Below are 24,948 nucleotides of genomic sequence, written 5' to 3' on the forward strand. Positions count from 1 at the left end.
GTCGCGGGCAAATGCTGCGCTATGCCCTCAAACGCCTTGTATCCCTGTTGATCAGCCTCGCCATCGCGTCGCTGGTGATTTTCACCGTGATCGAGGTGGCGCCGGGCGATCCGGCCTCGTTCATGCTGGGGATCAACGCGCAGGAAGACACGCTGGCAGCCCTGCGCGCGGAACTCGGCCTCGACCAGTCCAAGGTGCAGCGGTATCTGGCTTGGGTTGGGGGCATGGTGCAGGGCGATTTTGGCATGTCTTATCAATACCGCACACCCGTGGCGCAGATGATCGGTGATCGTCTGTGGGTGTCGCTGCCGCTGGCGCTTTATGCGCTGGCCCTTTCCACGTTGATCGCCTTTCCCGCAGGCATCTATGCAGCCTCGCGACGCGGCAAGGCGGGCGATGTTGGCGTGATGGGCGCCACCCAGATCGGCGTTGCCATCCCCAATTTCTGGTTCGCGATGATGCTGGTGCTGGTCTTTGCGATCAACTTGCGCTGGTTCAGCGCTGGTGGTTTTGCAGGCTGGGACAAAGGGTTCTTTGCAGCGATGAAGTCACTGACCCTGCCCGCGATTGCACTGGCCTTGCCCCAAGCTGCGATCCTTGCGCGCGTCATGCGATCCGCTCTTCTGGACGTGCTCGGAGAGGACTTCATGCGCACTGCGCGCGCCAAGGGCCTCACCCGCGGGCAGGCACTGCGGCGTCATGGCTTGCGCAATGCGATGATCCCGGTGCTGACGATCTTGGGCTTGCAGTTTTCCTTCCTGCTGGCGGGCGGGATCATCATTGAACAGGTGTTCTACCTGCCCGGGCTGGGGCGGCTCATCTTTCAATCTATCTCGGCCCGCGACCTGATCGTGGTTGAATCCGTGACCATGCTTCTGGTGTTTGCCGTGATCGTGGTGAATTTTGCCGTCGATCTTGCTTACGCTGCTGTTGATCCGCGGCTGAGGGCGCGGACATGAGCCGTACGCTCATCCTTGGCGGCGTATTGTCGGCACTCATGGTTCTGGCGGCACTGGTGTCCTTCATCTGGACGCCATTCGATCATACTGCGATGGACATCCCGGCCAAATTGCAGACGCCCAATGGCACCCATTGGTTCGGGACAGACCATTTCGGGCGCGACATGTTTTCGATGATCATGGTCGGCGCGCGCACCTCAATCGCAGTGGCTATCGTGGCGGTCGGTATCGGCATCGGTCTCGGCGTGCCACTTGGCCTTTGGGCGGCTGCGCGGCAGGGTGGCTGGGTGGATGAGATCATCATGCGCGGCAACGATCTGATCTTTGCCTTTCCCAGCCTTGTCATCGCGATCCTGATCACCGCTATCTTTGGTGCCGGTGCCATCAACGCCATTATCGCCATCGGCATTTTCAACATCCCCGTCTTCGCGCGTGTCACACGCGGCGGCGCCCTACCCCTCTGGGCGCGCGAATTCATCATGGCCGCACGGGTGGCAGGCAAGGGGTCGGCCCGCATCAGCGTCGAACATATCCTGCCCAACATCACGAATCTGTTGATCGTGCAGGCCACAATCCAGTTCAGCCTTGGCATCCTGGCCGAGGCCGCGCTGTCCTATGTCGGCCTTGGCGCGCAGCCCCCGACGCCAAGCTGGGGGCGGATGCTGGCGGACGCACAGACGCTGGTTTCCATCGCGCCGCACATGGCGCTGGTGCCCGGCTTTGCCATCATCCTGACCGTGTTGGGGCTCAACCTGCTGGGCGACGGCCTGCGCGACGCCCTTGACCCGCGCCTTCGGGTGGCGCGGGTATGAGCCTGCTTGAGATCAACAAACTGTCGCTGTCCATTCACGGCACACCAATCCTGCAGGACGTATCCCTGCGCGTCGAACCGGGTGAAGTCGTCGCCGTCACAGGCGAAAGCGGGTCGGGGAAATCAATGACGGCGCTAGCCATCATGCAACTGTTGCCGGATGGGAGCGAGACACGGGGCGAGGTGATCCTCGACGGGGACGACGTCACGCGGCTGAGCGAGGCGCGGATGTGTGCCCTGCGCGGCGACCGCGTTGGCATGGTGTTTCAGGAACCGATGACGGCGCTGAACCCTGTGCAAACCATCGGCGCGCAGGTGGCCGAGACGGTGCATCTGCATCGCCCGGATATGGATGCGACCGCGCGCACCGCCGACGTGCTGGCGCGGGTGGGGCTGGAAGGCATCTCGCCTCGACGCTATCCCCACGAACTATCGGGCGGGCAGCGCCAGCGGGTCGTGATCGCCATCGCCATCGCCTGCGGCCCTAAGCTGCTGATCGCAGACGAACCGACCACCGCACTTGATGTGACCACGCAGGCACAGATCCTCGACCTGCTTGTGGATCTTGCGCGCGAGGACGGCATGGGCTTGTTGATGATCACCCATGATCTGGCTGTGGTCGCGCAAATGGCGCAGCGCATCACCGTCATGCAACACGGGCGCGTGGTCGAGGCGGGCGAGACTGTGGCGCTGCTGAACGCACCGCAGCATCCTTACACCAAAGCGCTTTTTGCGGCCTCGGCCCATCAGGCAACGCTGCCGGACCCGGTGGAAAACGCGCCCCTGCTTCGGGTGCGCAACGTCATTCGCGACTACACCCTGCCCCGCACCGGGCTCTTCACCGATCCGGGCTCGTTTCGTGCAGTCGATCTGGTCAGCTTTGACATCCCGCGTGGTGGGCGGGTCGGTCTGGTCGGGGAATCCGGTTGCGGCAAATCCACCCTGACCCGCGCCATTCTGGGGTTGGAGCCTGTGCAATCCGGTGACATTCTGCTGGACGGCATGCCGGTCTATTCCCACGGCACGCCCAACCTGGATGTGCGGCGCAAAATGCAGGTGGTGTTTCAGGACCCTTATGGCAGCTTTAATCCACGCCACCGGGTTGCGCGGTTGATCACCGAACCTTTCCATCTGCTGCAAAGACCGCCTGCAGATCGGGATGCGCGCATTGCCGAAGCGTTGCAGGCGGTCGGCCTGTCACCCGATGATGCCCAAAAGTACCCGCACCAGTTTTCCGGCGGACAGCGCCAGCGCCTTGCCATCGCGCGCGCCTTGATCATCCGACCAGAACTCATCGTTTTCGACGAAGCGGTCAGTGCGCTCGATGTGTCCGTTCGTGCGCAGATCCTCGATCTGATCGCAGAGCTGTGCCGTGAATACGACCTGACCTACCTTTTCATCAGTCACGATCTGAGTGTCGTGCGCAGCATCACCGACCGCGTGCTGGTCATGCAAAATGGCAAGATCGTTGAACAGGGCGCGACAGAAGACGTGTTCAACAACCCGCAACACCCCTACACGCAAACGCTGATTGACGCCGCCCCGGTGCTACCCCGGACCGGCACCGCATGACCCTGTCCCTGATGCCCTTGTCACAAGATCAAACCGCGTGGCTGCATGACGCGGCGAGCGCATATTTCCGCGAGCTCGTCCCCGACAGGGCTGGGCCGCCACTGCAAGAAGTGACCGACTGGTTCGAGGACCCCGACATTTATCCGCTGCTTGTTTCGCAATCTGACCAACGTGTCGGTTTCGCGCTGATCGAGCGCACAGGGACACATCACGAATTGTCCGAATTCTGTATATTGCCGGACTGGCGCGATGCGGGCATCGGTACGCACGCGGCCACACTCTGTTTCGCCCGCCATCCGGGGCGATGGGCGCTTGGTGTTGCCAAGGCCTTGCCCGGCACAATCCGGTTCTGGGATCGGCTTTTGCCTTCGCTGCCCGCGATCACAAGGCTTGCGCGCGGTCCCGCGCTGACGCCATATCAGTGCCACAGCTATACGTTTGACTATAAAGGTGCGCCATGACGCAGGCCCTCTGGTTCGATCCGTCCCTCATGCTGATTGGCGGCTCATGGCGTCCTGCTACCGGAACGCTGACGCTGATCAACCCTTCGGACGGAACGGAGCTTGCTCAGATCGCCGCAGGGCAAGCGGCTGACATCGACGCCGCGGTTGCTGCGGCCAATGCCGCGCGCGCAGGTGCCTGGGGGCGGATGAGCGCGACAGAGCGGGGCCGTATCCTGAGTGACATCGGGCGCGCAGTTCTCGCCCGCGTCGATCAACTGGCCGAGATCGAGGCGCATGACGTCGGCAAACCCTTGTCACAGGCCCGCGCGGATGCCGTCGCCCTTGCCCGCTACATGGAATTCTACGGTGGCGCAGCGGACAAGGTGATGGGCGAAACCATTCCCTACTTGGACGGCTATACCGTCTACACATTGCGCGAACCGCATGGCGTGACCGGACATATCGTGCCGTGGAACTACCCGATGCAAATCATCGGACGGTCGGTCGGGGCGGCCCTGGCCATGGGCAATGCATCCGTGCTGAAGCCAGCGGAAGAAGCGTGCCTGACTGCCCTCGCCTTCGCCCATATCTGCGCCGAGGCGGGCTTGCCCGACGGCGCGTTGAACGTCGCTCCCGGACGTGGGCCAGAGGCCGGAGCCGCCCTCGCAGCCCATCCCGGCGTGCAGCACATCAGCTTTACCGGATCAGTGCGCACGGGTGCCTTGGTGCAACAGGCAGCTGGCGCGAATGTCGTCCCCGTCACGCTGGAACTGGGCGGGAAGTCGCCGCAACTGGTCTTTGACGACGCCGATATCGACGCGGCCCTGCCCTTTCTCGTTAACGCGGGCATCCAGAATGCGGGGCAGACCTGTTCCGCCTCGTCTCGCATCCTTGTGCAGCGCGGTGTCTACGAGAACGTGAGGGATCGCATGGCAGTAGCCTATGGCGAGCTGACTGTTGGCCCCGCAATGGACGACTTGCGCGTTGGTCCACTGATCTCCACCCGCCAAAAGCAGATTGTCGAGGGGTTCTTGAACGAAGGCGCAAACCTAACCATCGCCGCGCAGGGGCAGATGGTCGTCGCCCCTGACACCGGCGCTTATGTTCTGCCCACCCTGTTCGACAATGTGCCCCCCGATCATACCCTTGCGCGCGAAGAAATCTTTGGCCCCGTTCAGGTCCTCATCCCCTTCGATACCGAGGATGAGGCCGTCACGATTGCAAACAGCACCGACTACGGCCTTGTCGCCAGCATCTGGACTGCAAACGGCGCGCGCCAGATGCGGTTGGCAAAACGGCTGCACGCGGGCCAGGTGTTCATCAACAATTACGGTGCAGGGGGCGGAGTCGAACTGCCCTTTGGTGGAGTTGGAAAATCCGGCCATGGTCGTGAAAAGGGGTTCGAGGCACTTTATGGCTTTTCCACGCTGAAAACCGTGGCTGCGCATCATGGCTGACATAATGCAATTGCACTGGCCCGCACCATTTGGCCACGCCTCGGCTTTATCTATGAAAAATCAATGTCAGACGGGGATGGTCAGTTGCGCCACATCCATCGTCTCGACTTCGTTACAGGAGACCACCCATGATCTTTGAAAACCGTTTTCAGGGCCGCCACGCAGTTGTGACCGGAGGGGCGGCGGGTCTGGGCTATGGGATCACGCGGCGCATCCTGGCCGAGGGCGGAAGTGTCGAGGTCTGGGACATCAATGCCGACGCGCTCAACGCTATTGATCTGCCCGGCTGCACCACGCTCCAGATCGACGTCACCGACGCCGATGCCGTAGCAAGTGCGATGGGCGAGGCCAATCCCGACATCCTCGTCTGTTCGGCAGGCATAACAGGGCCCAATACGACCACATGGGAGTACCCGGTGGCCGACTGGCTGGCCGTACACGCCCTAAATCTGAACGCCTTATTTTACTGCTGTCGCGCAGCTGCCGCATTGATGCAGGCCAAGGGCTGGGGGCGGATCGTCAACATCGCATCCATCGCCGGAAAGGAAGGGAACCCCAACGCCCCCGCCTATTCATCCTCAAAGGCGGCGGTCATCGGCCTCACCAAATCACTGGGGAAGGAACTCGCCACCTCAGGCGTGACCTGCAACGCCATTGCACCCGCAGCAGTGCGCACCGCAATCTTTGATCAGATGACGCAAGAGCATATCGACTTCATACAATCCAAGATCCCCATGGGCCGCTTTGGCACCGTCGAGGAAATCGCCGCAATGGCCTGCTGGTTGGCCAGCGACGAGGCAAGCTTCTCCACCGGCTTCTGCTTTGATCAATCCGGTGGACGGGCCACGGCGTGATCTTACGCACGCCACCCTTGAAACCATGGCGCAACTGCGAAACCATGCAAAACGGTACTGACGGAGATCGCGTATGCAACTGAACGGCAAAACCGCCCTTGTCACCGGGGCCGCAAGCGGTTTCGGCGCAGGGATCGCACGGGCCTTTGCCGCACAGGGGGCAACCGTTATGGCGGCTGACATCAATGGCGACGGGGCCAGCGATATCGCCTCTGAAATAGGCGGGCACAGCGTGCAGGTTGACGTCGCAAACGGTGCCTCCGTTCAGGCGATGGCCGACCACGCATTGGCCACCATGGGCCATCTCGACATTCTGGTGAACAATGCAGGCATCACCCACCTACCCAAACCCATGGAAGAGGTGAGCGAAGAAGATTTCGATCGCGTGCTCGCCGTGAACGCCAAATCAGTTTACCTGAGCGCGCGCAGCCTCGTGCCGCATTTCAAGTCACGCAAAACAGGCGCGATCCTCAACATCGCCTCCACCGCAGGGGTTTCGCCGCGCCCGAACCTCAACTGGTACAACGCCTCCAAAGGCTGGATGATTACGGCAACCAAAGCGATGGCCGTCGAACTCGCGCCGCATGGTATTCGCGTCAACGCCCTGAACCCAGTTGCCGGGGAAACGCCACTGCTCAAATCCTTCATGGGCGAAGACACCCCCGAAATCCGTGCCAAGTTCCTGTCAACCATCCCGCTGGGGCGGTTCTCCACGCCCGAAGACATGGGGGCCGCAGCGACATTCCTGTGCTCGGACGCGGCATCGATGATCACGGGCGTCGCGATGGAAGTGGACGGAGGACGCTGCATATGAAACCCATCAACCTTGCCGAAAAGCTGGCGCAGTTCAGCACCCACTGGGATCCCCACGTCATCGCCGATTACAACGACAATGACGTGATGGTGGTGAAGTTTCAGGGCGCATTTCCGTTCCATCTGCATGAAGACACAGACGACTTCTTTCTCGTGCTCGAGGGCGAAATGGTCATGGACCTCGACGAACAATCCCACACTGTCAGGCAGGGGGAATTGTTCGTCGTGCCACGCGGCGTCACGCATCGCCCCCGTGCGGAAACGGAATGCAAAGTGCTGCTGATCGAACCCAAAGGTGTCCCCAACACAGGCGATCCATCAACAGCCGCGCCCAAACCGCGCATCTGATCCACCTTCATCTCGCCAAGAAAACTCCCGCCGGAGGCACTGAATCAAAAATGACCCCAGGCCCGCAAAACGCGATCACGGATATTGCCGGGCTCAAGGTCGGCAACGCGCAGGACGATGCGTTGAAATCAGGGGTCACAGTGCTGACGGCAGACGCGCCTTTCACCGCTGCGGTGTCCGTACTGGGCGGTGCGCCGGGGACCCGCGAAACCGACCTTTTGGCACCGGACAAATCGGTGGCGCAGGTGGACGCGCTGGTGTTGTCGGGCGGGTCTGCCTACGGGCTTGATGCCTGTTCCGGGGTGGTTGCGGGCCTTCGGGATGCAGGGCGCGGATACCGAGTTGGCAATGCCATCATCCCGCTGGTGCCGGGCGCCATCATCTTCGATCTGCTCTCTGGCGGGGACAAGGACTGGGCGACATCGCCCTACCCTGCATTGGGGCGTCAGGCCTTCGAGGCGGCAACCACATCCACGGCCATTGGCACCATTGGTGCGGGTACAGGCGCGATGACGGCCATGATGAAAGGTGGGCTTGGCACGGCCTCGCTGGTACTCGACAGCGGCATCACCGTCGCGGCCCTTGTGGCGGCAAACCCGATGGGCAGTGTCACCACTCCGGGTGAGCGGCATTTCTGGGCTGCACCTTACGAGATCGATGGCGAATTTGGCGGGCTAGGACCGGATCCGACCAGCGGGCTTGGGCGCACCCTCGACAGCCGCAAGCTGACGGCAATGCTGGAACGGGCAAACACGACAATCGCCATTGTCGCGACGGACGCAGCACTCGACAAGGCGCAGTGCCAGCGCGTCGCCATCGCCGCCCATGACGGGATCGCGCGGGCCTGCGTGCCTGCGCACAGCCCCGGTGATGGTGATCTGGTGTTCAGCGTTTCAAAAGGGGGGCAACCTATGAACAGTCAAAGTGACCTTGGCATGATTGGCCATGCCGCCGCGCTCTGCCTCAGCCGCGCGATTGCGCGCGGGGTCTATGCCGCCACCGCTGCGCCAGATGACCTGCTGCCAACATGGAGCGACCTTAATGCCCCGACTTGAGCGCAGCGACGTGCAACTGCACTTCGAGGTCACCGGCGACGGCCCGCCCTTGTTGATGCTGCCCGGCTTCATGTCTGATCATGCAAGCTGGACACCGCTCGTGCCGCTGCTGTCCGATCAGTTCACGTGCATCCGCATCGACAATCGTACCACCGGACAAACCACCCCCTGGGACGCGCCTGTCAGCATTGATCTGATGTGCAAGGATGGCCTTGCCCTGATGGACCATCTGGGGTTCGAACGGTTCCACGTCCTCGGCCACTCCATGGGCGGGATCATCGCGCTGCACATGGCGCAGGTGGCACCCGAACGGCTCGCCTCGACCCATGTTGCCGCATCTGCGCCGATCCGATTGCCGCGCAACACCGCCCTGTTTGAAACCCTGATCGCCATTCGCCGCTCGGGCGCGCCGCAAGACACGTGGCTGAGGGCCTTGTTTCCGTGGCTCTTCAACCCGCGCGTCTATCACGATCCGGCAGCGGTGGACGCGGCGGTGGCAGACAGCCTTGCCTATCCTCACGTACAATCCGCAGATGCAATGGAACATCAACTGAACGCTCTGCGCGACTTTGATGGCACTGATCTGGCCACACCAGCATGCCCAACGCAGGTGCTGGTGGGCGCGCTTGATCTGGTTGTGCCGCCTGATCACGCACTGGCCGTACTCGGCCACCTGCCACATCACATCGTTGAAGAGGCCGGGCACTCGATCCATTGGGACGCGCCGGAAAACGTGGCTGGCCTTGTCTGTGCATTTGCGGCCAAGCACACCATCTGAGGGCAGGCGTCAGCTGCGCTTGAGGTCCACAACATTGGTTGGCATTGCACCCACAGCGGCGCGCACCGTTTCGACAATCCCGTCTGCATTCAGGCCCGCGTCCGCATACATCTCGTCCGGTCCGGCCTGATCGATAAACCGGTCGGGCAAGCACATCGTGCGAACCTTCAGCCCCTGATCAAGCAAACCTTCACGCGCCATCGCCTGCAGCACCATCGCGCCAAAGCCACCCATGGCCCCCTGCTCGACTGTGACAAGCACCGAATGGCGTGACGCCAGATCGCGGATCAGGTCCATATCCAGCGGCTTGGCAAAACGGGCATCCGCGATGCTGACAGACAGGCCTTCGGCTTCCAACAAGGCCGCGGCACGTTCGCATTCATCCAGATGCGTGCCCAACGAGAGAAGCGCGATGTCAGATCCCTCTTGGATCATCCTGCCCTTGCCAATTTCCAGGACTTCACCGCGCTCGGGCATGTCGACACCGCGCCCGTTGCCGCGGGGATAGCGGAAGGCAATCGGTCCACTGTCATGCCCAGCCGCCGTAGTGACCATATGCATCAGCTCTGCCTCATCCGCTGCGGCCATGACAACCATGCCCGGCAGTGCCGCAAGGTATCCGATGTCAAAAGACCCGGCATGGGTCGCCCCATCCGCGCCCACCAGACCAGCGCGATCAATGGCAAAGCGCACCGGCAAACCCTGCAAGGCCACGTCATGCACCACCTGATCGTACCCGCGTTGCAGGAACGTGGAATAGATTGCGCAGAACGGTTTGAGGCCCGACGCGGCCATTCCAGCCGCAAATGTCACCCCATGCTGTTCCGCAATGCCCACGTCAAAGACGCGGGCCGGGAAAAGTTCAGCCATCTTGTCGACACCTGTGCCCGACGGCATCGCAGCCGTCACGGCAACGATGGACGGGTCGCGCGCGGCCAGATCGGCCAGCGTTGTCCCGAATACGGATGTATAGGACGGCGCGTTGCTTTTGCCCTTGGTCTGCGTGCCGGTTTTCACATCAAAGCGCGAGACGCCGTGATACTTGTCCGCCGAACCTTCGGCGGGGGCGTATCCCTTACCCTTGACCGTACAGGCATGAATGAGGACCGGACCCGTTGCACGCGCCCGCGCGCCGCGCAGCACGGACAAAACCTGCCCCATGTCATGTCCGTCGATGGGACCGATATAGTCAAAGCCCAGCTCTTCAAAAAACGTGCCCTTGCTCTCTACACCCGTCACCATCTCTCGGGCGCGGCGCGCACCGTCGCGCATGGGTTTGGGCAGGGCTTGCTCCATACCTTCGGCGATGGCCTGAAGCGGGGCGAGGGGCGAGTTGCGCGTGAGGTTGGACAAATACGTGCTCATCGCACCCGTGGGCGGGGCAATCGACATCTCATTGTCGTTGAGGATCACGAACAAACGGCGGCCCTCGTGGCCTGCGTTGTTGAGCGCCTCGTAAGCCATACCTGCACTTATGGACCCATCGCCAATCACGGCCACGGCGTCGCCAGTTGGCATGCCCATGTCACGCCCGACCGTAAAGCCAAGAGCAGCAGAGATCGACGTCGAGGAATGCGCGGCACCAAAGGGGTCATAATCACTCTCGGCGCGTTTGGTGAACCCGCTCAGGCCATCCTTCTGGCGGAGTGTGCCCATCCGGTCGCGGCGCCCTGTCAGGATCTTGTGCGGATAGCACTGGTGACCAACATCCCAGATCACCTTGTCGCGCGGCGTGTCGAACACCGCGTGAATGCCGACGGTCAACTCGACCACGCCAAGGGATGATCCCAGATGGCCTCCGGTTTTGCTGACGGCGTCGATGACATCTACGCGCAACTCATCCGCGAGGCGCGCCAGATCGCCGTCCGACAGGGTTTTGAGGTCAGCGGGGCCCGCGACACGGTCCAGGATCGGGGTCTTAGTCATTGCGCACATCCTTTCAACTCTTCACCCGGACCCGCCTTGCCTGCGGGTCTTGGGGCGAAAAGGCGCCGTGCCGGACTGAACAGGCACGGCGCCAGGTTCCTGTAGCCAACAGGAAGGGAACCGGAGTCTAGGACCCCGTGCCCGGATCAAGGAAGCCATTGATCCGAACCTGGCCGCTGCGGACAGGCCGCTGCATATCAGCCGTAAGGCGGGGTTTAACCCCGCCCTACCGCATCATTCGTAAACCGGCGCCTCGGACGAGACCAATTCGGGCCAGTCATCCGTGACATTCAAACCCTGCATCGGGCGTTGATAACCCTTGTGGCAGGTCCGGCAGGCCGCTTTGGGCGCGTCTGCATAGATTGGTCCAAGACGTTCCGGCGGATACTGGTCCTCAAGCGGGATCAGGTATTCCTGGTTCATCTCGATCACCATCTGGCGACCCATCTGGGCGATGCCCCATTGCGGCGTGTATTGCGCAGCATCATAGAACGCGCGGCTGTTGTGGCAGAACACACAGTTCACACCCAGCGAGTTCGAGAAATAGTTCATCAGGGAGAACGTCATCTCGGTCTTCTGGATGGTCGCGATGCCATCATCGATGCCCGGCACACCGGCGACGCGGCTGTCCAGATCGTGCACATTCACAAGGCTGTCGTAATCGGTGAGGTAAACCTCAAGCGCGTTGGATGGCAGCGAAGTAGAGGTGCTCATCGGCGTGGCGCGGTTCTGCACTGCAGCCCAGCCACTGGCGTTTTCGTTCACGGGCGTGACGTTGAACCAGATGTCGGATGGCACGTTCTGGCCCCGGTGACAGGTGTAGCAGTTCACACCAACCTCTGCGACAGCGTTGACATGCGCATCCCAGTTCTCGTTGATGTTCTGCGTCATCTGGATCATGCGGCGGCTGACGACCTTGGTGTAAAGGTCATCCGCGCCGTAAGTCTCCAGATCACCGTCGCCGTGGCAATAGGCGCATCCCTCTTCCGGTGACACCCATTGCGTGATCGCCAGCATTACCCGGTTAAAGTTGTCGTCTGTCAACTCGCCCAGCACCTGTACGTTTTCGTAGATGTCCTTGGCCAGTTCTTCGCCACCCTCGGGAATGTAGGGTTCTTCGGTGTAATAGGCCTCGATCGTGGGATCAGGGGCGGTGCGCGAGACGTTGTATTCCGGCACCGACATGCCCGTGCCGCGTGGACCCGTCTGCATGCTTTCCGTCTGGTATGGGTTGCCCCATGTCACGATCAGCGCGGCGGCAAAGACCGCCGAGCCAACGACGCCAATGGCAATTGCGGGTCCGAAGATGTTCGTGGGATTGTCCGCGTTCCATTTGTCAAACCACTTGGGAAACATATCAGTTCTCCTTCCCAATGAAGGCTTCGTACGAGCCGTAATCTTCGTAGCCATAGGCCCCGTCATACATCGGCGCGAAATTGTGTTCCTGCGCCCATATGAACCAGTTGTCCACGACCGTCCCGGTCAGCAGGATACCGATGCCGCCCGTGATCGGGGTCAGCACCGCAAACCACCAGGCCCATCGGTGAATCCCTTCCATCGTGGCGTTGAACCCCATGGTCCAGCGCCAGAACAGGGCGGCGCGCTCGGTCGCCGTGCCGCGGTCATAGATCTGTTCCAACTCACGGTCCCCACCATAGCGGGTCACCGCCAGAATGGTGCCGCCATGCATGCAGAACAGCAGGACAGAGCCATAGAGGAACACGATGCTCAGACAGTGGAACGGGTTGTAATAGAGGTTGCCGTAGCGGATTGAAAACGCGGTCGTCCAATCAAGGTGCGGGAAGATGCCGTAAGGCACGGCCTCGCTCCACGATCCCATCAGGACGGGGCGGAACAGACCCAGCACAAGGAACAACCACACCGCACTGGCAAAGGCCCAGAACACGTGCTTGCCCATCTTGTGATTGGCCGCCAGCAGGTAGCTGCGCAGCAGCCACGTCATCACCGACACCAACAGAAAGAAGCTGGCGATGATGTACCAGCCGCCCTCATCAAGCGGCGGCATGCTCAACCCGTATTCCGGGCTTGGTGGCTCAAGCGCCAGCCAGAACAGTTGGCGGATGAATTCAGGGATGGAATAGCCCACCTGGCTCAGCATGCTGATGCCAACCATGACGAACCAGATCAGGCCCGTAGCCAGCGACACCATACCGGTCCAGCCCAGATAAAGCGGGCCAATCTGCGCGTTCCCGATCAGGCCCGCAAGTTTGGAGAACCACGGCGTGCCGATCCGTTCGACCAGCATCTCGCCGCTGTCGTCCATGCCCCATTCGGGTTTGCCCTGAACCTGCACCTGCGTGAAGATGTTCTGATACTCGATTTTCATGTGATCAGCCCCCCAGTCCGGATTGATAGACAGGCAACGGGTCCGCGCCCCAGATCGGCAGGTTCAGCCACCAATTCCACCATTCGGGCCAGCCTGCCGTCCAGACGGGACCAGAGATGATAATGCAGACGGCCGAAAAGAACACCGCGTTGATCGCCAGCAGCCAGCCCAGACGGTGAATGCCGAGCGTGCCGATCGAATAGCCGATGAAGTCGCGGAAGAACGTGTCTTCGTGATCGGGTGTCTTGGCCTCTTCCCCTTCTTCGGGGTTGGCCGCGGACAGGATCAGCGCGCCGTGCAGGGCAAGAGCGAGCGTTGTGGTAAAGAACAACGTCACGGCCAGCATGTGCGCAGGGTTATAATGGAAGTGCAGGTAGGCGTATCCTGTGTTGCTCACCCAGTCGAGGTGGCTGAAAATCCCATATGGAAACCCGTGACCCCACGCGCCCATCAGAAGCGGGCGGAAGATGACCAGTGTGACATAGGCCAGAATGGCAAAGCTGAAGCCGATGGGCACGTGATAGCCCATCCCCAGCTTGCGACAGATTTCAACTTCGCGCAGCGCCCAACTGATGAAAGCCCCCGTGGCACAGAAGGTGATGATCTGCCACAGCCCGCCTTCCAGCAGCGGCGCCATGCCCAGACCATAGCTGAGGTCGGGCGGCGCGATATTGATCAGCCAGGGATTGAACGTTCCTTGCTGTGAGGCACCCCAGAAGATCAGAACCGTACCCAGAAGGGTGAAAAAGGCCGTCGTGACACCGAAAAAGCCCACGTAGAATGGGCCGACCCAAAAGTCGAACAGATCGCCGCCGATCAGCGTCCCGCCTCGGACGCGATACTTTCTCTCGAAGGATAGCAGTGCCATCTCTCAAACTCCGCAGTTGGCGGCGCGACCCGTTGCGGGGCCAAGGCCGTCTTTTGAATGTTGGTTTGTTGCGGGCAGGCCAGGGCGCACTGTTCGCCCCGCCCGCAACTTTGCTTTGTCCAGCTTCAGCCGGGTCTTACTGGGCGTTTTGCGCGGCCAGTTCGAACCAGTTGAAGTGGTCCGTGCTCAGCAGGACGAGGTGAATCATCGCTGCAAGCAGGAACAGGAAAACGCCTTGTGCGACAAACACACGACGGGGATCAAAGATGAGCCAGATCTTGTAGAACTTTGCCATTTGCTAATCCCTCCTCAGAACCACGGACGCCAGATGAACACTGCCAAATGAGCAACGACGGCAACGGCTGAAAACAGCCAGAGCCCGCTCATGTAGACAGCGTGCAATTCTTGCGCCTGCTCGTCTGTGAGACCTGTGAAAGACAGGTTTTCAGCCATAAGTATTCCTCCGGAATAATTTGCTGATGCCGCGCACCCCGCGGCCGGGTCCATCGGGGTTGCCCCCTCCGGGTTCTGTCCACCTGTTGCCAGGCGTCCAGTTCGATATCCCAGCAGGCGCACACAAGCTGAGAAATGCGGTGTTGCGCGCCGTCGGGCGCGCAAGTTTATGTCGGGCCGTCAGGCTCACGCGTTGAAGATCATCGGCGTGATGATCCGCGCCTGCGTCCACGCCCGGGCCATCGGGCCCTTGTCCGTGAAACTGCGCGACTTGATCGCGGCCAGTGCCCATGTGAGGCAGGCCAGCGGCAGCGTCGCCACAAAGATGATTGCGAAATAGACCATGAATTCGGTCTTCTCTCCGCCGCGCTTCTTCGGCGCTTCAGTGACGATATTGGATGTTGCGTCAGTCATGGTGTTCCTCCCTCGGAAACAGTCTCTGACGACCCGGCTAGGGTCGGGTCTAATGCACGCACAGTCTCGATCACGACCCGGTCTGCACCACTGGCGAGGGCTGCTTGCTCAGCCGCATCGCGCAGGGTTTTTGCCGCGGATATCCGGGTCAGGATGGGGTGTTGCTCAACAATCCGGTCAAGCATGGCCTGCGCGTCGGCATCCCAAGGGAAGTCACGGCGCAGGGTCGTTGGGGTGGCTTCGGCCGCATCCATTTCGGAGGCCAAAGGCAGGATGTGGAACAGGGCATCGAAAAGGCCATTGCACACTTCCTGAATAAGGTAGGTTGCGCCGGCATAACCCATCATGGGCGTGCCGGTATGACGGCGGATCGCAGCACCCGGGAAAGAGGCCGGGATAAAGGCCGGGGACGGTCCGTGCCCGCCTTTCAGCTCCGCCAGATACATCTTTTCGTTGATCGAGCCAAAGACAACGAGGGGGCGCTTCTGGCTCATCCAGGCGCGGACCTCTTCGTTGTTGGTCTTCTTGCCTGCCACCCGCGCAACCGCAAAGGCGCAAGGCAGGCCCATGTCGTCCTCAAGGAACTGACGAATGCCGCGCGTGTAGGTCTCGTTTGCGACAACCGCAAAGGACGCCGTGGCAAAGAAATCCTGCGTGACAGACCGCCAAAGGTCCCACACAGGTTTGAGCGTCGAATGCTTTTCGCGCTCGATAAAAGGTTCGGGGTCGAGATCCACCAAGGTCCCCAGTGCGCGCAGGAACTTGGTGGTACTCTCGACCCCTATCGGGGCTTGCAAGTATGGCTTGGCAAGAAGCTCACACAATCCACGCCCGAACTCGCGGTACATGCAGATGTTCACATCGGCATTTACCAGATTACGCATTTCGGCCACGTGGGCACCCAGCGGGTGCACCATGTTGACCTCGCAGCCGATCCCTTCGACCAGTCTGCGGATCTCGGCCAGATCGGATGGCATGTTGAACGTGCCATACATCGGACCGAGGATATTGACGCGAGGACGCGCACCTTCCTCGCGTTTCTTCTCGGGCGGCATGCGCCCTTTCGTCATGCCAAACTCGGTGAAGATCCAAGTCATTGCACGGTCCGCCGCTTCCCACTGATCCTCATCAATGGTGCGTGGCAGAAATCTTTGAATGTTGGTGCCCATGGGCGTGACACCGCCGCCGATCATCTCGGCAATCGATCCGGTCACAACAACCGCAGGCAGTGCCGGGTCCAGCGTGCCCCAAGCCCGCTTCATCGCGCCTTCGGTGCCGTCCCGGCCCAGCTCTTCTTCGCCCAGACCCGTGGTGACGATGGGCAGTTCGTGGGGTGGCAGCGCATCGGTGTAATGCAGCACAGAGGTCACCGGCAGGTTCTCGCAACCCACAGGTCCGTCGATCACACATTGCAGGCCCTTCACGGCACAGAACGCATAGACCGCGCCCCAATAGCCCCCTGCCCTGTCGTGATCCATAATCAGCATCAGATCATCTCCGCGGCCTTGGCGGCCTTCTGCTGACGTTCAATCTTCTTCTGGTTCTGCGCCCGGAAATCCTCCCGCACATTTGGTGTGCTTTCCCAGACACCGGCTGTATCGCCTGTGCCGACGCCTTCAAAGAACGCCTTCATATGCTCCATGCGAGTCTTGTTGCCGATGGCGGCGTTGATCACCGTCGCAAGTGACCCGGCACCCGCCACACCCATCAGCGGGCGCGCGGAAATCAGGTTGGTGAAATAGAGACCGGGAATGCCCAGCTCTTTGGCCTTCTGGACGACGGGCGTCGTACCGATGGCCAGATCGGGCTGCACCGCTTCCATCGCGGCACAGTCATCTTCGAGGGACGCGCGGAACTGCACCTTGACGCCACGCGCCTCCAGCCATTCCTGATCCTCCGCGTTCCACGGCGTGCGTGGGCAGGCGGTGCCAACGTAAGGCACATCCGCGCCGCTTTCGATCAGCAGCCGGGCAACCAGCAATTCGGAGCCTTCGTAGCCCGATAGGGTGATCGTGCCCAGAATGGGGGTTGCGGCCAACGCGCCGGTGATCGCGGGCAGAACGGCGTTTTGCGCCTCCCCGATCTGGGCGGCACTGACACCGTGCGCAGCACCAATATTGGCCAGCCACGCCGCTGTCCCGTCACGGCCCACGGGGGCGGAGCCCACAATCGGGCGGCCTGCAGCCTCGAATTCGCGCACAGAGGCCGTGTAGAACGGATGGATCGCGGCCACGACCGAACAATCAAGGGCGGCATAAAGCTCGCGCCACTCACGGCAGGGCACAACCGGGCCAGCGGCCAGACCAAGCGGGGCCAGCATCTGTCCGATTATCATTGGATCGGCCGGAAACATTTCGCCCAACATAGAAACTGTCGGGCGATCCGACTTGCCACCGACGGGGGCGGCGACCGGTCCGGCTTCAACCTCCTGACGGGCGTAGTTCAGCATTGCACCAGCCAGCACATCCTTGGCCTCGGCATGGGTCGGGATACCAAATCCGGGCACGTCAATGCCGACGATCCGCACGCCATTGATCTCGTCCGGCAGCAGACGCAATGGCACACCAGACGCCGTTGGTACGCACAGGTTCGTCACGACGATCGCGTCGTATTTTTCCGGATCAGCAAGGTCGTGCACGCTTTCGCGGATGTCCTCGAACAGCTTGCCGGTGACCAGCGTTTCGGAATTGAAGGGCACATAGCCGACAGACCGGCGCGCGCCGTAGAAGTGGGACACAAAAGTCAGGCCATAGACACAGCAGGCCGACCCGCTCAGCACTGTGGCCGTGCGCCGCATCCGCAAACCAACGCGCAAGGATCCAAAGGCCGGGCACATCGACTGCGGTTTGTCATGGGGGCCTTGCGGATAGTCAGCGGCAAATTTGTCGAGCATCTCGGAATTGCCGGCCATACGCGCGGCCTTCTCCATCTCGGAACCGGAGTGACAGCCAAGCCCGTCGACCGGTTCGGACACCGCTGGCATCTCTGCCTCGCGCGGGTGCCCGGCAGTCACCTCGACTGCGTCTGCCGCATCGTATGTGACCTTGGGGCTCAAGCCTGATCCTCACAGCAACGGCGCGTGATCTGTTTGGTCTGGATGCAGACGGCATGCGTTTGCTTGACCAGCTGTTGCGCCTGGGCAATCGAAACCTTGCCAGACCGGGCGACGAGCCTGCTGTCTGCAATCACCCGCTGCGACCGTTCAACACGCTCAAGGATTTCAGAGGTGTCATGCGTCATCATAAATTACCTCCAGTGATGCCTTGGGCTCTGCGTTCTTGCCGCGCATGTCCATGTCGGTTGCAGGTTCCAGAACGACGTCACCACCGGTTTCCGAGGCATCGAACAGACCCAGCAAAGCATCCTGATCCAGGGGGGCCGGGCGCACGGGCGGGGCCACGGCCACGTTGTCACCCAAGGCAGCAAACAAAGTGCCCCATTCGGATTCGGCCGTGCCGACAATCTGGTAGTTGGCGGATTTCTTGCGCAGGTCGTCATTCTGCGGAATGGACGCGAGCACCGGGATGTCCACGGCGTCGGCAAAGGCCTGCGCCTCGCCCGATCCGTCATCCTTGTTGATGACCAGACCGGCCACACCCACATTGCCACCCAGCTTGCGGAAATATTCAACGGCGGAACAGACGTTGTTGGCGACGTACAGGGATTGCAAATCGTTGGAGGCCACCAGGATCACCTTTTGCGCCATGTCCCGCGCGATGGGCAGGCCAAAGCCGCCACAGACCACGTCGCCAAGGAAATCGAGCAGGACGTAATCAAAGTCCCAATCGTGAAAGCCTAGCTTTTCCAGCAGCTCGAAACCGTGAATGATGCCACGGCCGCCACAGCCGCGCCCCACCTCGGGACCACCAAGCTCCATCGCGAACACACCGCCGCGTTTGAAACAGACGTCGCCAATCTTCACCTCTTCGCCCGCCAGCTTTTTCTTGGTCGAGGTTTCGATGATGGTTGGACAGGCCTTGCCGCCAAACAGCAGGCTGGTGGTGTCGGATTTCGGATCGCACCCGATCAGCAGCACACGCTTGCCCTGCTCGGCCATCATGTGGCTCAGGTTGGCAAGGGTAAAGGATTTGCCGATCCCGCCTTTGCCATAGATCGCGATAATCTGGGTCTTGCTGGTGGGCTCTTCGGATACGATGTCCGCAAGGTCTTCGTTGGCCTCGTCACGCAGGCGCTGATCGAAGTCTTTCAAATTTGGTACTTCATCTTTCACGGCCTAGTGCTCCCAGTCCAAAATCATTTTCAGGCAGTCACCATCGGTGAACGCCTGTTCGTATGCGGCGCGCGCATCAGTGGCGGGCCGCGTATGTGTGATCAGATCGCCAAGGCTCAGCGCGCCGCATTCGACCAGCGCGCGCGTGGCGGCGAGGTCTTCGCGCGTCCATTCCGCAGCCACGCGGAACCGCGCCTCTTTCATGAAGGCGGGCGGGAAGGCAAAAGACAGCGGCGCGGAATAGAACCCGGCCAGTACGATCTCGCCCCCCTTGGCAATGCGACCAACAAGGTCATTGAGCAGGGCACCCTGCCCCGAGGCATCATAGATGGATGTGTAGTCGCGGCGCGGGTCCTCGTCGGGGTCCATGACTTCGTAGCCTGTCGATCCGGTCCGGCGGGCGGGATCGATTTCCCAGACGGTCGGCGCAGGCGCACCCGCGGCAATGGTCAGACGGGCCAGCAAGCGGCCCAGCACTCCGTGGCCAACGATCAGGTCCGGCACGGCCTTGTTCATGCCCGCCATCGCATGACGCGCCGTGGCAGCCAGCGCCAGCAACGCACCGCTCGAGCCAAAGCCCGCATCGATGCGTGTCACCCGCTCACTGTCTGTGACAAGCGTGCGTGCGGCACCGCCGAACAGGCCAAAGGCCCCTTCGTAGCAATTTGCACCGGGCACGAATACGCGGTCACCGGGTTTGAAACCTGTCAGCAATCCAGCTTCCACAACTTCGCCCGCAGCCTCGTAGCCGGGGACCAGTGGATAGCCCATGCCGGGAAAGGGCGGCATCTCGCCCGACCAGAACAGCTTCTCCGTTCCTGTCGAGATGCCCGAATGGCTCACCTGCACAACAAGGTCCGCCGGCCCGGGCTTTGTCAGGGCCAGAGTGTCAACTGCGAGGTCTTTGGGACCGTTCAGCAGGACAGCGGATGTTTGCACGTGGTTCTCCCTTTTTTCGCAGTATTTGCTCGGTCATCCGGGGTGCAGAGACTCAGGGCGTACTTGCGTCCAATAGTGTCATTCTAGTTAGACACATCAATGTGTCAATCCAAATGGACACTTTCCCTGCAAATCAGTTTGGCCGGACAGCGGTGAGAACGCGCGTGACGTAAGCCCGCGCCGGTGCCGGGCTATGCACTTGGGAAAACCCCGCCTCAGTGACCAGCGCCTCGATCTCGGCAGCAGACCGGGCGCGCCCCGTCTGCATCGCCATCGTGTAGAATGCGAAATACACATCCCCCGCCCGGTCGGGCCGCGCACCGCCGCCCATGGGTTCAGAGATGATCAAGCGTCCGCCAGCAGGCAACGCGTCATAGACCCGGGCCAGCAACGCGCGCACTGTGTCATCGGAGTGATCATAGAGAACACGGATCAACGAAACCGCGTCCGCCCCATGCGGAAGCGCCTGATCCCTGAAGGACCCGGGAACAATCTCAACACGGTCTGCCATGCCCGCTGCGTCAAAGCGCCCCTGCGCCGCTGGTACGACAGCGGGCAGATCAAAGAGGGTCATCTGCATACCGGGCGTCGCGCGCCCCGCCGCCTCTAGGAATGCACCTGTGCCGCCACCCACATCCAGAAGGTGCGACACGCCTTTCAGCGACACCGCGCGCAACGTGTCTTCAGCCACAAGGCGCTGGGATTGTGCCATCAGATCGGAATAAGTCGCCGCATCTGCGGGTGGCACATCCGCGCCAAAGACATAGGGCCAGAACTGGCTCAACTTCGTTTCATCCGGGCCGCGCAGCAAGGCAACCGGGTCACGCAGATCATCATAGAACGCCTTGTGATGACGAATCATCGCCTCAAGACCCGGCACGCCCATCAGGGCCGCCCCCTTGCGGGCCAGGGCATAGCGGTCGCGTTTACGCTTGAGCAGGCCAAGGGCTGCGCCCGCCTGCAACAACACCTGCATCCGGTCCGTCGGAATGTCACAGGCACGCCCAAGCGCTTCGGCACTTTGCGCACCCGCGCGCAGGCGGCGGAACGCGTCCAGCTCGACCAGCGCCATCAGCACCTGACTTTGAACAAAGCCCTGCACCACATCGAACAGCGCCGCACCATCGGCGCGCGCGCGACCGCGTGTCAGGGGAAATCGGCTGGCCCAGCTTTGAAACCCCGGGCGCGCGATCAGGCGGTTCATCCAACCGCCGCGCCATGCAGGCAGGTTGGCCGCCTCGCTTGTCATTCGCCGGGCACGGTGGTGTTGGCGACCACAGGCGTCAAACGCTCGGCATACATGCGCACCATTTCGGCCAGTTGCGCCTCGCCCCGGCAACTGGGGATCGAGGCGATGGCCCCGCCGAGAATATCCTTGAGGCGGCTTATCGCCCCCTGCACACCCAGTTGGGTCACGGCATTGGGACGGCCATGCAGATCGTCCTGCCCTGCCGGTTTGCCCAACGTGTCGGCATCATACAGCGCATCACGCAGATCATCGGCCACCTGAAAGGCTTCGCCAATCCTGTCACCCAATTCGAACCACGGCTCGGCCTCTTGGCCCGCAGCGATGGCGCCCATCTGCGTGGCGGCGATAAACAATGCGCCGGTCTTGGCCTGGTGATAGGCCTTGAGGTCAACTTCGCTTTCGCTTTCCCAGCCCTGCCCTGCACAAATGCCACCGGGCATGCCAGTGCGCTGTGCCAGTGTCACAATCAATTGCGCCACCCGTTCCGGTGCAATCGCCGACTGGCGGGCCAGAATTTCGAAGGCAAGGACAATCAGGCTGTCACCGGTCAACACGGCCAACGGTTCGGAATAGGCGCGGTGCACGCTGGCTTTGCCGCGCCGCATATCCGCGTCGTCAAAGCAGGGCAGATCATCATGGACGAGGCTTGCGCAATGGATAAGTTCAAGCGCTGCCGCAGCAGCATCAGCCACCCCGGGGCGATCATCACCGCACGCCATGGCAACTGACATCAGGATGGTGGGCCGAATGCGGGCACCGCCGGGGGCTGTTGCATAATGCAGGGCACTTGCCAGCTTGGGGGGGTGGCGCGCCCTGCCCCCTGACCTGACGCGACCGCATTTGCAATTGCCGCTTCAATCCGTGTGTTCAGGCCCATGCCGGTCGCTCCTAAATCGAACAAGTGTCAGAATTGTGAGACATCAAAGTGTAAATCATACTGGACACATTGCCTTTCCGAGTCAACAATCACCCTGACCCAACCCCCGTTATGAAAAGGCCCTGACCAATCGCGTCCCAGAACAGTTCACAACGCGCTGTTATCATCGGCGCCGGTATCGCCGGACTTGCCTGCGCGGTGCGGCTGCGCGCGGCGGGCTATGCGGTGACACTGCTGGAACGGCACGCCGAGGTGGGGGGCAAGATCCGCACCCTGCCGTCAAAGGCCGGGCCAATCGATGCAGGGCCGACCGTACTGACCATGCGCCACGTCTTTGACGACCTCTTTGCACAGATGGGCGAACAGCTTGAGGATCACGTCACCCTGATCAAACAGGACACCTTGGCGCGCCATTTCTGGAGCGACGGGAGCACGCTGGACCTGCACGCAGACCCGGCGCGCAGTGCAGAGGCGATCCGCGCCTTTGCCGGCGAAAAGGCTGCACGACAGTTTACTCAGTTCTGCGCACGCACGTCCCGCCTGTTCGATGCGTTCGATGCGCCGATGATGCGCGCCGCTGAACCGCGCATCGGCGCACTTACAGCCCATGTGCTCAGGAACCCCGGCTTGATCCCGGCGATGGCACCGCTGTCCACGCTCCAGCGCCTGTTGAAATCCAGCTTTGACGATCCGCGTCTGCGCCAGCTGTTCGGGCGGTATGCCACTTACGTTGGCGGCAGCCCCACACATGCCCCCGCCATCCTGTCGCTGATCTGGCAGGCCGAGGCATCAGGCGTCTGGGTGGTCAAGGGTGGCATGCACAAGCTGACCCAGGCGCTGCTTGCCTTGCTGCGCACCAGCGGGGTTGACGTGCGTACATCTGCTCATGTTGCGCGGATAGAGGTGCAGCAAAAAAGGGCCAAAGCCATTCATCTGGCCGATGGCACCCACCTGCCCTGCGATGTTGTCATACATGCCGGTGATCCCCGCGCGCTGCCCACGGGCGCGCTTGGGGCGGACACTGCCCACATCGCCAAAGGAACCCTAAAAGCGCAGCGCAGCTTTTCCGCGCGCGTCCTCAGCTTTGCCGCCACGCCGCATGGCCCGGGCCTTGCCCATCACAACATTTTTTTCGCCGCCGATCCGATCAGTGAATTTGATGACCTGATGGCGGGGCGCACGCCGACACACCCATCCTTTTACGTTTGTGCCCTTGATCGCGGCCAGAACACCGCGCCGCCCAAAACGGAACGGTTCGAGATCATCACAAATGCCCCGGCAACACACGACACCACCGACGACGAGGACCTGACCCCATGGCTTCATCAGATCACGCAGCAGATGGCGGAACTCGGGCTGACTTTCAGCCCGACGCCGACTACGCAGGCAGTGACGACGCCCCAAGCATTCGCCCGGATGTTCCCGGCAAGCCTCGGCGCGCTGTACGGCCAGACGCCCCACGGCCTAACCGCGGCACTCAGCCGCCCGACTGCGCGGACATCGATCCCCAACTTGTATCTCGCGGGCGGCGGGACGCATCCGGGGGCGGGCGTGCCGATGGCGACCCTCTCCGCAGCGCACGCGGTCGCGGCGATCTTGAGCGACCAAACTTCAACGTCCCTGTCGGCCCCAACGGCTATGCGTGGTGGTATGTCGACGGCCTGAGCGATTGCGGCACAAAGGCCGTTTCGGTCATCGGCTTTATCGGGTCGGTTTTTTCCCCGTGGTATCGCTGGTCGGGGCGCAAAAACCCGCAGAACCATGTCTGTATCAACGTCGCGACCTATGGGCGCGGCGGGCGGTTCACGATGACCGACCGGGGGCAATCCGCGTTGCGCCAGACCGCATCGCGGCTCGAAGTTGGACCGTCCTGCATGCGCTGGGATAACGATCAACTGGTGATCGACATCTGCGAGGTGTCATCCCACCCGCTGATTTCCAAAGTCCAAGGACAGATCCGGGTGATCCCGTCCGCCATCACTGATGTCGAGCTGCCATTGACCGACGACGGCGCGCATGTTTGGCGCCCATTCGCCCCACGTGCCCGGATCGAGGTCGACATCGAACGCCCCGGTTGGACATGGTCCGGCGAGGGGTATTTCGACGCCAATTTCGGCACCCGCGCCTTGGAAGAAGACTTCAGCTACTGGACATGGGGCCGCTACCCGACCGGCAAGGGTGCGACGTGTTTTTATGACGCGATCCGACTGGATGGATCGGAACTGGCGGCAGCGTTCTCGTTCGACGAAGGCGGCCAGGCGCATCACATCCCCCTGCCCCCAAAAGTACCGCTCAAACGCTCGCTTTGGGCGGTAAAACGCGAGACGCGCGGGGATGCGGGCACAGAAGCAAAGCAGATGCAGAACATGCTCGATGCCCCGTTTTATTCCCGCTCTGCCGTTCAGACGACGCTGAATGGACAGGAGACAACCGGCGTGCACGAGGCGCTTGATCTGACGCGCTTTCGCTCTCCGCTGATCAAACCGATGCTGGCAGTCCGGGTACCGCGCAGGCGCAAATGGGATTTCGGGTGATCGACCCTAGTTGTGCGACG

The 24,948-nt window shown here is 61.6% G+C and carries 25 protein-coding genes and 1 pseudogene; 12 read left to right on the forward strand and 14 right to left on the reverse strand.

The annotated features are described in order from the left end of the window. The first annotated feature begins 11 nt into the window (after positions 1-11). From ACERZ8_RS20970 to ACERZ8_RS21015, 10 genes are all read left to right on the forward strand, one after another. Positions 12-959 carry an ABC transporter permease gene (locus tag ACERZ8_RS20970; RefSeq protein ID WP_407594382.1) on the forward strand — a complete coding sequence of 316 codons (948 nt, stop codon included), beginning with the start codon at positions 12-14 and terminating at the stop codon, positions 957-959. Then, a complete protein-coding gene (locus ACERZ8_RS20975; RefSeq protein WP_407594384.1) occupies positions 956-1,771 on the forward strand; it encodes an ABC transporter permease in 816 nt (271 codons plus the stop codon). Before ACERZ8_RS20970 ends, ACERZ8_RS20975 begins: the two co-directional genes overlap by 4 nt. Further along, a complete protein-coding gene (locus ACERZ8_RS20980; RefSeq protein ID WP_407594386.1) occupies positions 1,768-3,342 on the forward strand; it encodes an ABC transporter ATP-binding protein in 1,575 nt (524 codons plus the stop codon). Before ACERZ8_RS20975 ends, ACERZ8_RS20980 begins: the two co-directional genes overlap by 4 nt. Next, positions 3,339-3,803, forward strand: a complete 465-nt coding sequence (locus ACERZ8_RS20985; RefSeq protein ID WP_407594387.1) for a GNAT family N-acetyltransferase — start codon at positions 3,339-3,341, stop codon at positions 3,801-3,803. Before ACERZ8_RS20980 ends, ACERZ8_RS20985 begins: the two co-directional genes overlap by 4 nt. Further along, entirely contained in the window at positions 3,800-5,242 is a 1,443-nt protein-coding gene (locus ACERZ8_RS20990; RefSeq protein ID WP_407594389.1) for an aldehyde dehydrogenase family protein, read from the forward strand. Before ACERZ8_RS20985 ends, ACERZ8_RS20990 begins: the two co-directional genes overlap by 4 nt. Before the next feature lie 128 nt (positions 5,243-5,370). After that, complete coding sequence (locus tag ACERZ8_RS20995; RefSeq protein ID WP_407594390.1) at positions 5,371-6,096, forward strand: SDR family NAD(P)-dependent oxidoreductase; 726 nt, start codon at positions 5,371-5,373, stop codon at positions 6,094-6,096. A 73-nt stretch (positions 6,097-6,169) separates the two neighbouring features. Continuing rightward, positions 6,170-6,910: an SDR family oxidoreductase gene (locus tag ACERZ8_RS21000; protein ID WP_407594391.1), complete on the forward strand. Its 741-nt coding sequence runs from the start codon at positions 6,170-6,172 to the stop codon at positions 6,908-6,910. Then, a complete protein-coding gene (locus ACERZ8_RS21005; RefSeq protein ID WP_407594392.1) occupies positions 6,907-7,257 on the forward strand; it encodes a cupin domain-containing protein in 351 nt (116 codons plus the stop codon). The genes ACERZ8_RS21000 and ACERZ8_RS21005 overlap by 4 nt, the downstream gene beginning before the upstream one ends. Positions 7,258-7,307: 50 nt before the next feature. Next, positions 7,308-8,312, forward strand: a complete 1,005-nt coding sequence (locus ACERZ8_RS21010) for a P1 family peptidase (protein WP_407594394.1) — start codon at positions 7,308-7,310, stop codon at positions 8,310-8,312. Further along, a complete protein-coding gene (locus tag ACERZ8_RS21015) occupies positions 8,299-9,090 on the forward strand; it encodes an alpha/beta fold hydrolase (RefSeq protein WP_407594396.1) in 792 nt (263 codons plus the stop codon). Before ACERZ8_RS21010 ends, ACERZ8_RS21015 begins: the two co-directional genes overlap by 14 nt. A 9-nt stretch (positions 9,091-9,099) precedes the next feature. Here ACERZ8_RS21015 and dxs read toward each other — a convergent pair whose 3' ends face one another. The 14 genes and pseudogenes from dxs to ACERZ8_RS21085 all read right to left on the reverse strand — a co-directional run bounded on the left by dxs (position 9,100) and on the right by ACERZ8_RS21085 (position 22,394). Continuing rightward, complete coding sequence (gene dxs, locus ACERZ8_RS21020; protein ID WP_407594397.1) at positions 9,100-11,016, reverse strand: 1-deoxy-D-xylulose-5-phosphate synthase; 1,917 nt, start codon at positions 11,014-11,016, stop codon at positions 9,100-9,102. Between the two features lie 234 nt (positions 11,017-11,250). Next, positions 11,251-12,372, reverse strand: coding sequence for a photosynthetic reaction center cytochrome PufC (gene pufC / locus ACERZ8_RS21025; RefSeq protein WP_407594399.1), 1,122 nt, complete (start codon positions 12,370-12,372; stop codon positions 11,251-11,253). A 1-nt stretch (position 12,373) separates the two neighbouring features. Beyond that, positions 12,374-13,363: a photosynthetic reaction center subunit M gene (gene pufM / locus ACERZ8_RS21030; RefSeq protein ID WP_407594400.1), complete on the reverse strand. Its 990-nt coding sequence runs from the start codon at positions 13,361-13,363 to the stop codon at positions 12,374-12,376. 4 nt (positions 13,364-13,367) lie between these two features. Continuing rightward, entirely contained in the window at positions 13,368-14,231 is an 864-nt protein-coding gene (gene pufL, locus ACERZ8_RS21035; RefSeq protein WP_407594401.1) for a photosynthetic reaction center subunit L, read from the reverse strand. Between the two features lie 136 nt (positions 14,232-14,367). Continuing rightward, the gene (gene pufA / locus ACERZ8_RS21040; RefSeq protein ID WP_299733698.1) at positions 14,368-14,526 is read right to left on the reverse strand and encodes a light-harvesting antenna LH1, alpha subunit; all 159 of its coding nucleotides are present in this window, start codon (positions 14,524-14,526) and stop codon (positions 14,368-14,370) included. 14 nt (positions 14,527-14,540) lie between these two features. Further along, positions 14,541-14,684 carry a light-harvesting antenna LH1, beta subunit gene (gene pufB / locus ACERZ8_RS21045; protein ID WP_299733696.1) on the reverse strand — a complete coding sequence of 48 codons (144 nt, stop codon included), beginning with the start codon at positions 14,682-14,684 and terminating at the stop codon, positions 14,541-14,543. Positions 14,685-14,870: 186 nt separating this feature from the next. After that, on the reverse strand, positions 14,871-15,098 hold the full coding sequence (gene pufQ, locus ACERZ8_RS21050; RefSeq protein ID WP_407594402.1) for a cytochrome PufQ: 228 nt from the start codon (positions 15,096-15,098) through the stop codon (positions 14,871-14,873). Beyond that, positions 15,095-16,585: a chlorophyllide a reductase subunit Z gene (gene bchZ, locus ACERZ8_RS21055; RefSeq protein ID WP_407594403.1), complete on the reverse strand. Its 1,491-nt coding sequence runs from the start codon at positions 16,583-16,585 to the stop codon at positions 15,095-15,097. The genes pufQ and bchZ overlap by 4 nt, the downstream gene beginning before the upstream one ends. After that, the gene (bchY, locus tag ACERZ8_RS21060; RefSeq protein WP_407594404.1) at positions 16,585-18,153 is read right to left on the reverse strand and encodes a chlorophyllide a reductase subunit Y; all 1,569 of its coding nucleotides are present in this window, start codon (positions 18,151-18,153) and stop codon (positions 16,585-16,587) included. Before bchY ends, bchZ begins: the two co-directional genes overlap by 1 nt. Beyond that, entirely contained in the window at positions 18,150-18,341 is a 192-nt protein-coding gene (locus ACERZ8_RS21065; RefSeq protein ID WP_407594405.1) for a hypothetical protein, read from the reverse strand. The genes bchY and ACERZ8_RS21065 overlap by 4 nt, the downstream gene beginning before the upstream one ends. Further along, on the reverse strand, positions 18,328-19,329 hold the full coding sequence (locus tag ACERZ8_RS21070; RefSeq protein ID WP_407594406.1) for a chlorophyllide a reductase iron protein subunit X: 1,002 nt from the start codon (positions 19,327-19,329) through the stop codon (positions 18,328-18,330). The genes ACERZ8_RS21065 and ACERZ8_RS21070 overlap by 14 nt, the downstream gene beginning before the upstream one ends. 3 nt (positions 19,330-19,332) lie before the next feature. Then, positions 19,333-20,268, reverse strand: a complete 936-nt coding sequence (bchC, locus tag ACERZ8_RS21075) for a chlorophyll synthesis pathway protein BchC (protein ID WP_407594407.1) — start codon at positions 20,266-20,268, stop codon at positions 19,333-19,335. Between the two features lie 133 nt (positions 20,269-20,401). Next, a complete protein-coding gene (locus ACERZ8_RS21080; RefSeq protein ID WP_407594408.1) occupies positions 20,402-21,517 on the reverse strand; it encodes a methyltransferase in 1,116 nt (371 codons plus the stop codon). Beyond that, a pseudogene (locus ACERZ8_RS21085) lies at positions 21,514-22,394 on the reverse strand (polyprenyl synthetase family protein). The gene ACERZ8_RS21080 and the pseudogene ACERZ8_RS21085 overlap by 4 nt, the downstream one beginning before the upstream one ends. Positions 22,395-22,523: 129 nt before the next feature. Between ACERZ8_RS21085 and crtD the strand changes: the two are divergent. Together crtD and crtC are read left to right on the forward strand one after the other, a co-directional pair. Continuing rightward, positions 22,524-24,059 (forward strand): 1-hydroxycarotenoid 3,4-desaturase CrtD, encoded by a 1,536-nt coding sequence (gene crtD / locus ACERZ8_RS21090; RefSeq protein ID WP_407594423.1) that lies wholly within the window; start codon positions 22,524-22,526, stop codon positions 24,057-24,059. Next, positions 24,056-24,928 carry a carotenoid 1,2-hydratase gene (gene crtC / locus ACERZ8_RS21095; protein ID WP_407594425.1) on the forward strand — a complete coding sequence of 291 codons (873 nt, stop codon included), beginning with the start codon at positions 24,056-24,058 and terminating at the stop codon, positions 24,926-24,928. Before crtD ends, crtC begins: the two co-directional genes overlap by 4 nt. Positions 24,929-24,948 lie beyond the last annotated feature (20 nt).

Origin of the sequence: Tateyamaria armeniaca, assembly GCF_045797845.1 — a bacterium.
Taxonomy (GTDB): Bacteria; Pseudomonadota; Alphaproteobacteria; order Rhodobacterales; family Rhodobacteraceae; genus Tateyamaria; species Tateyamaria armeniaca.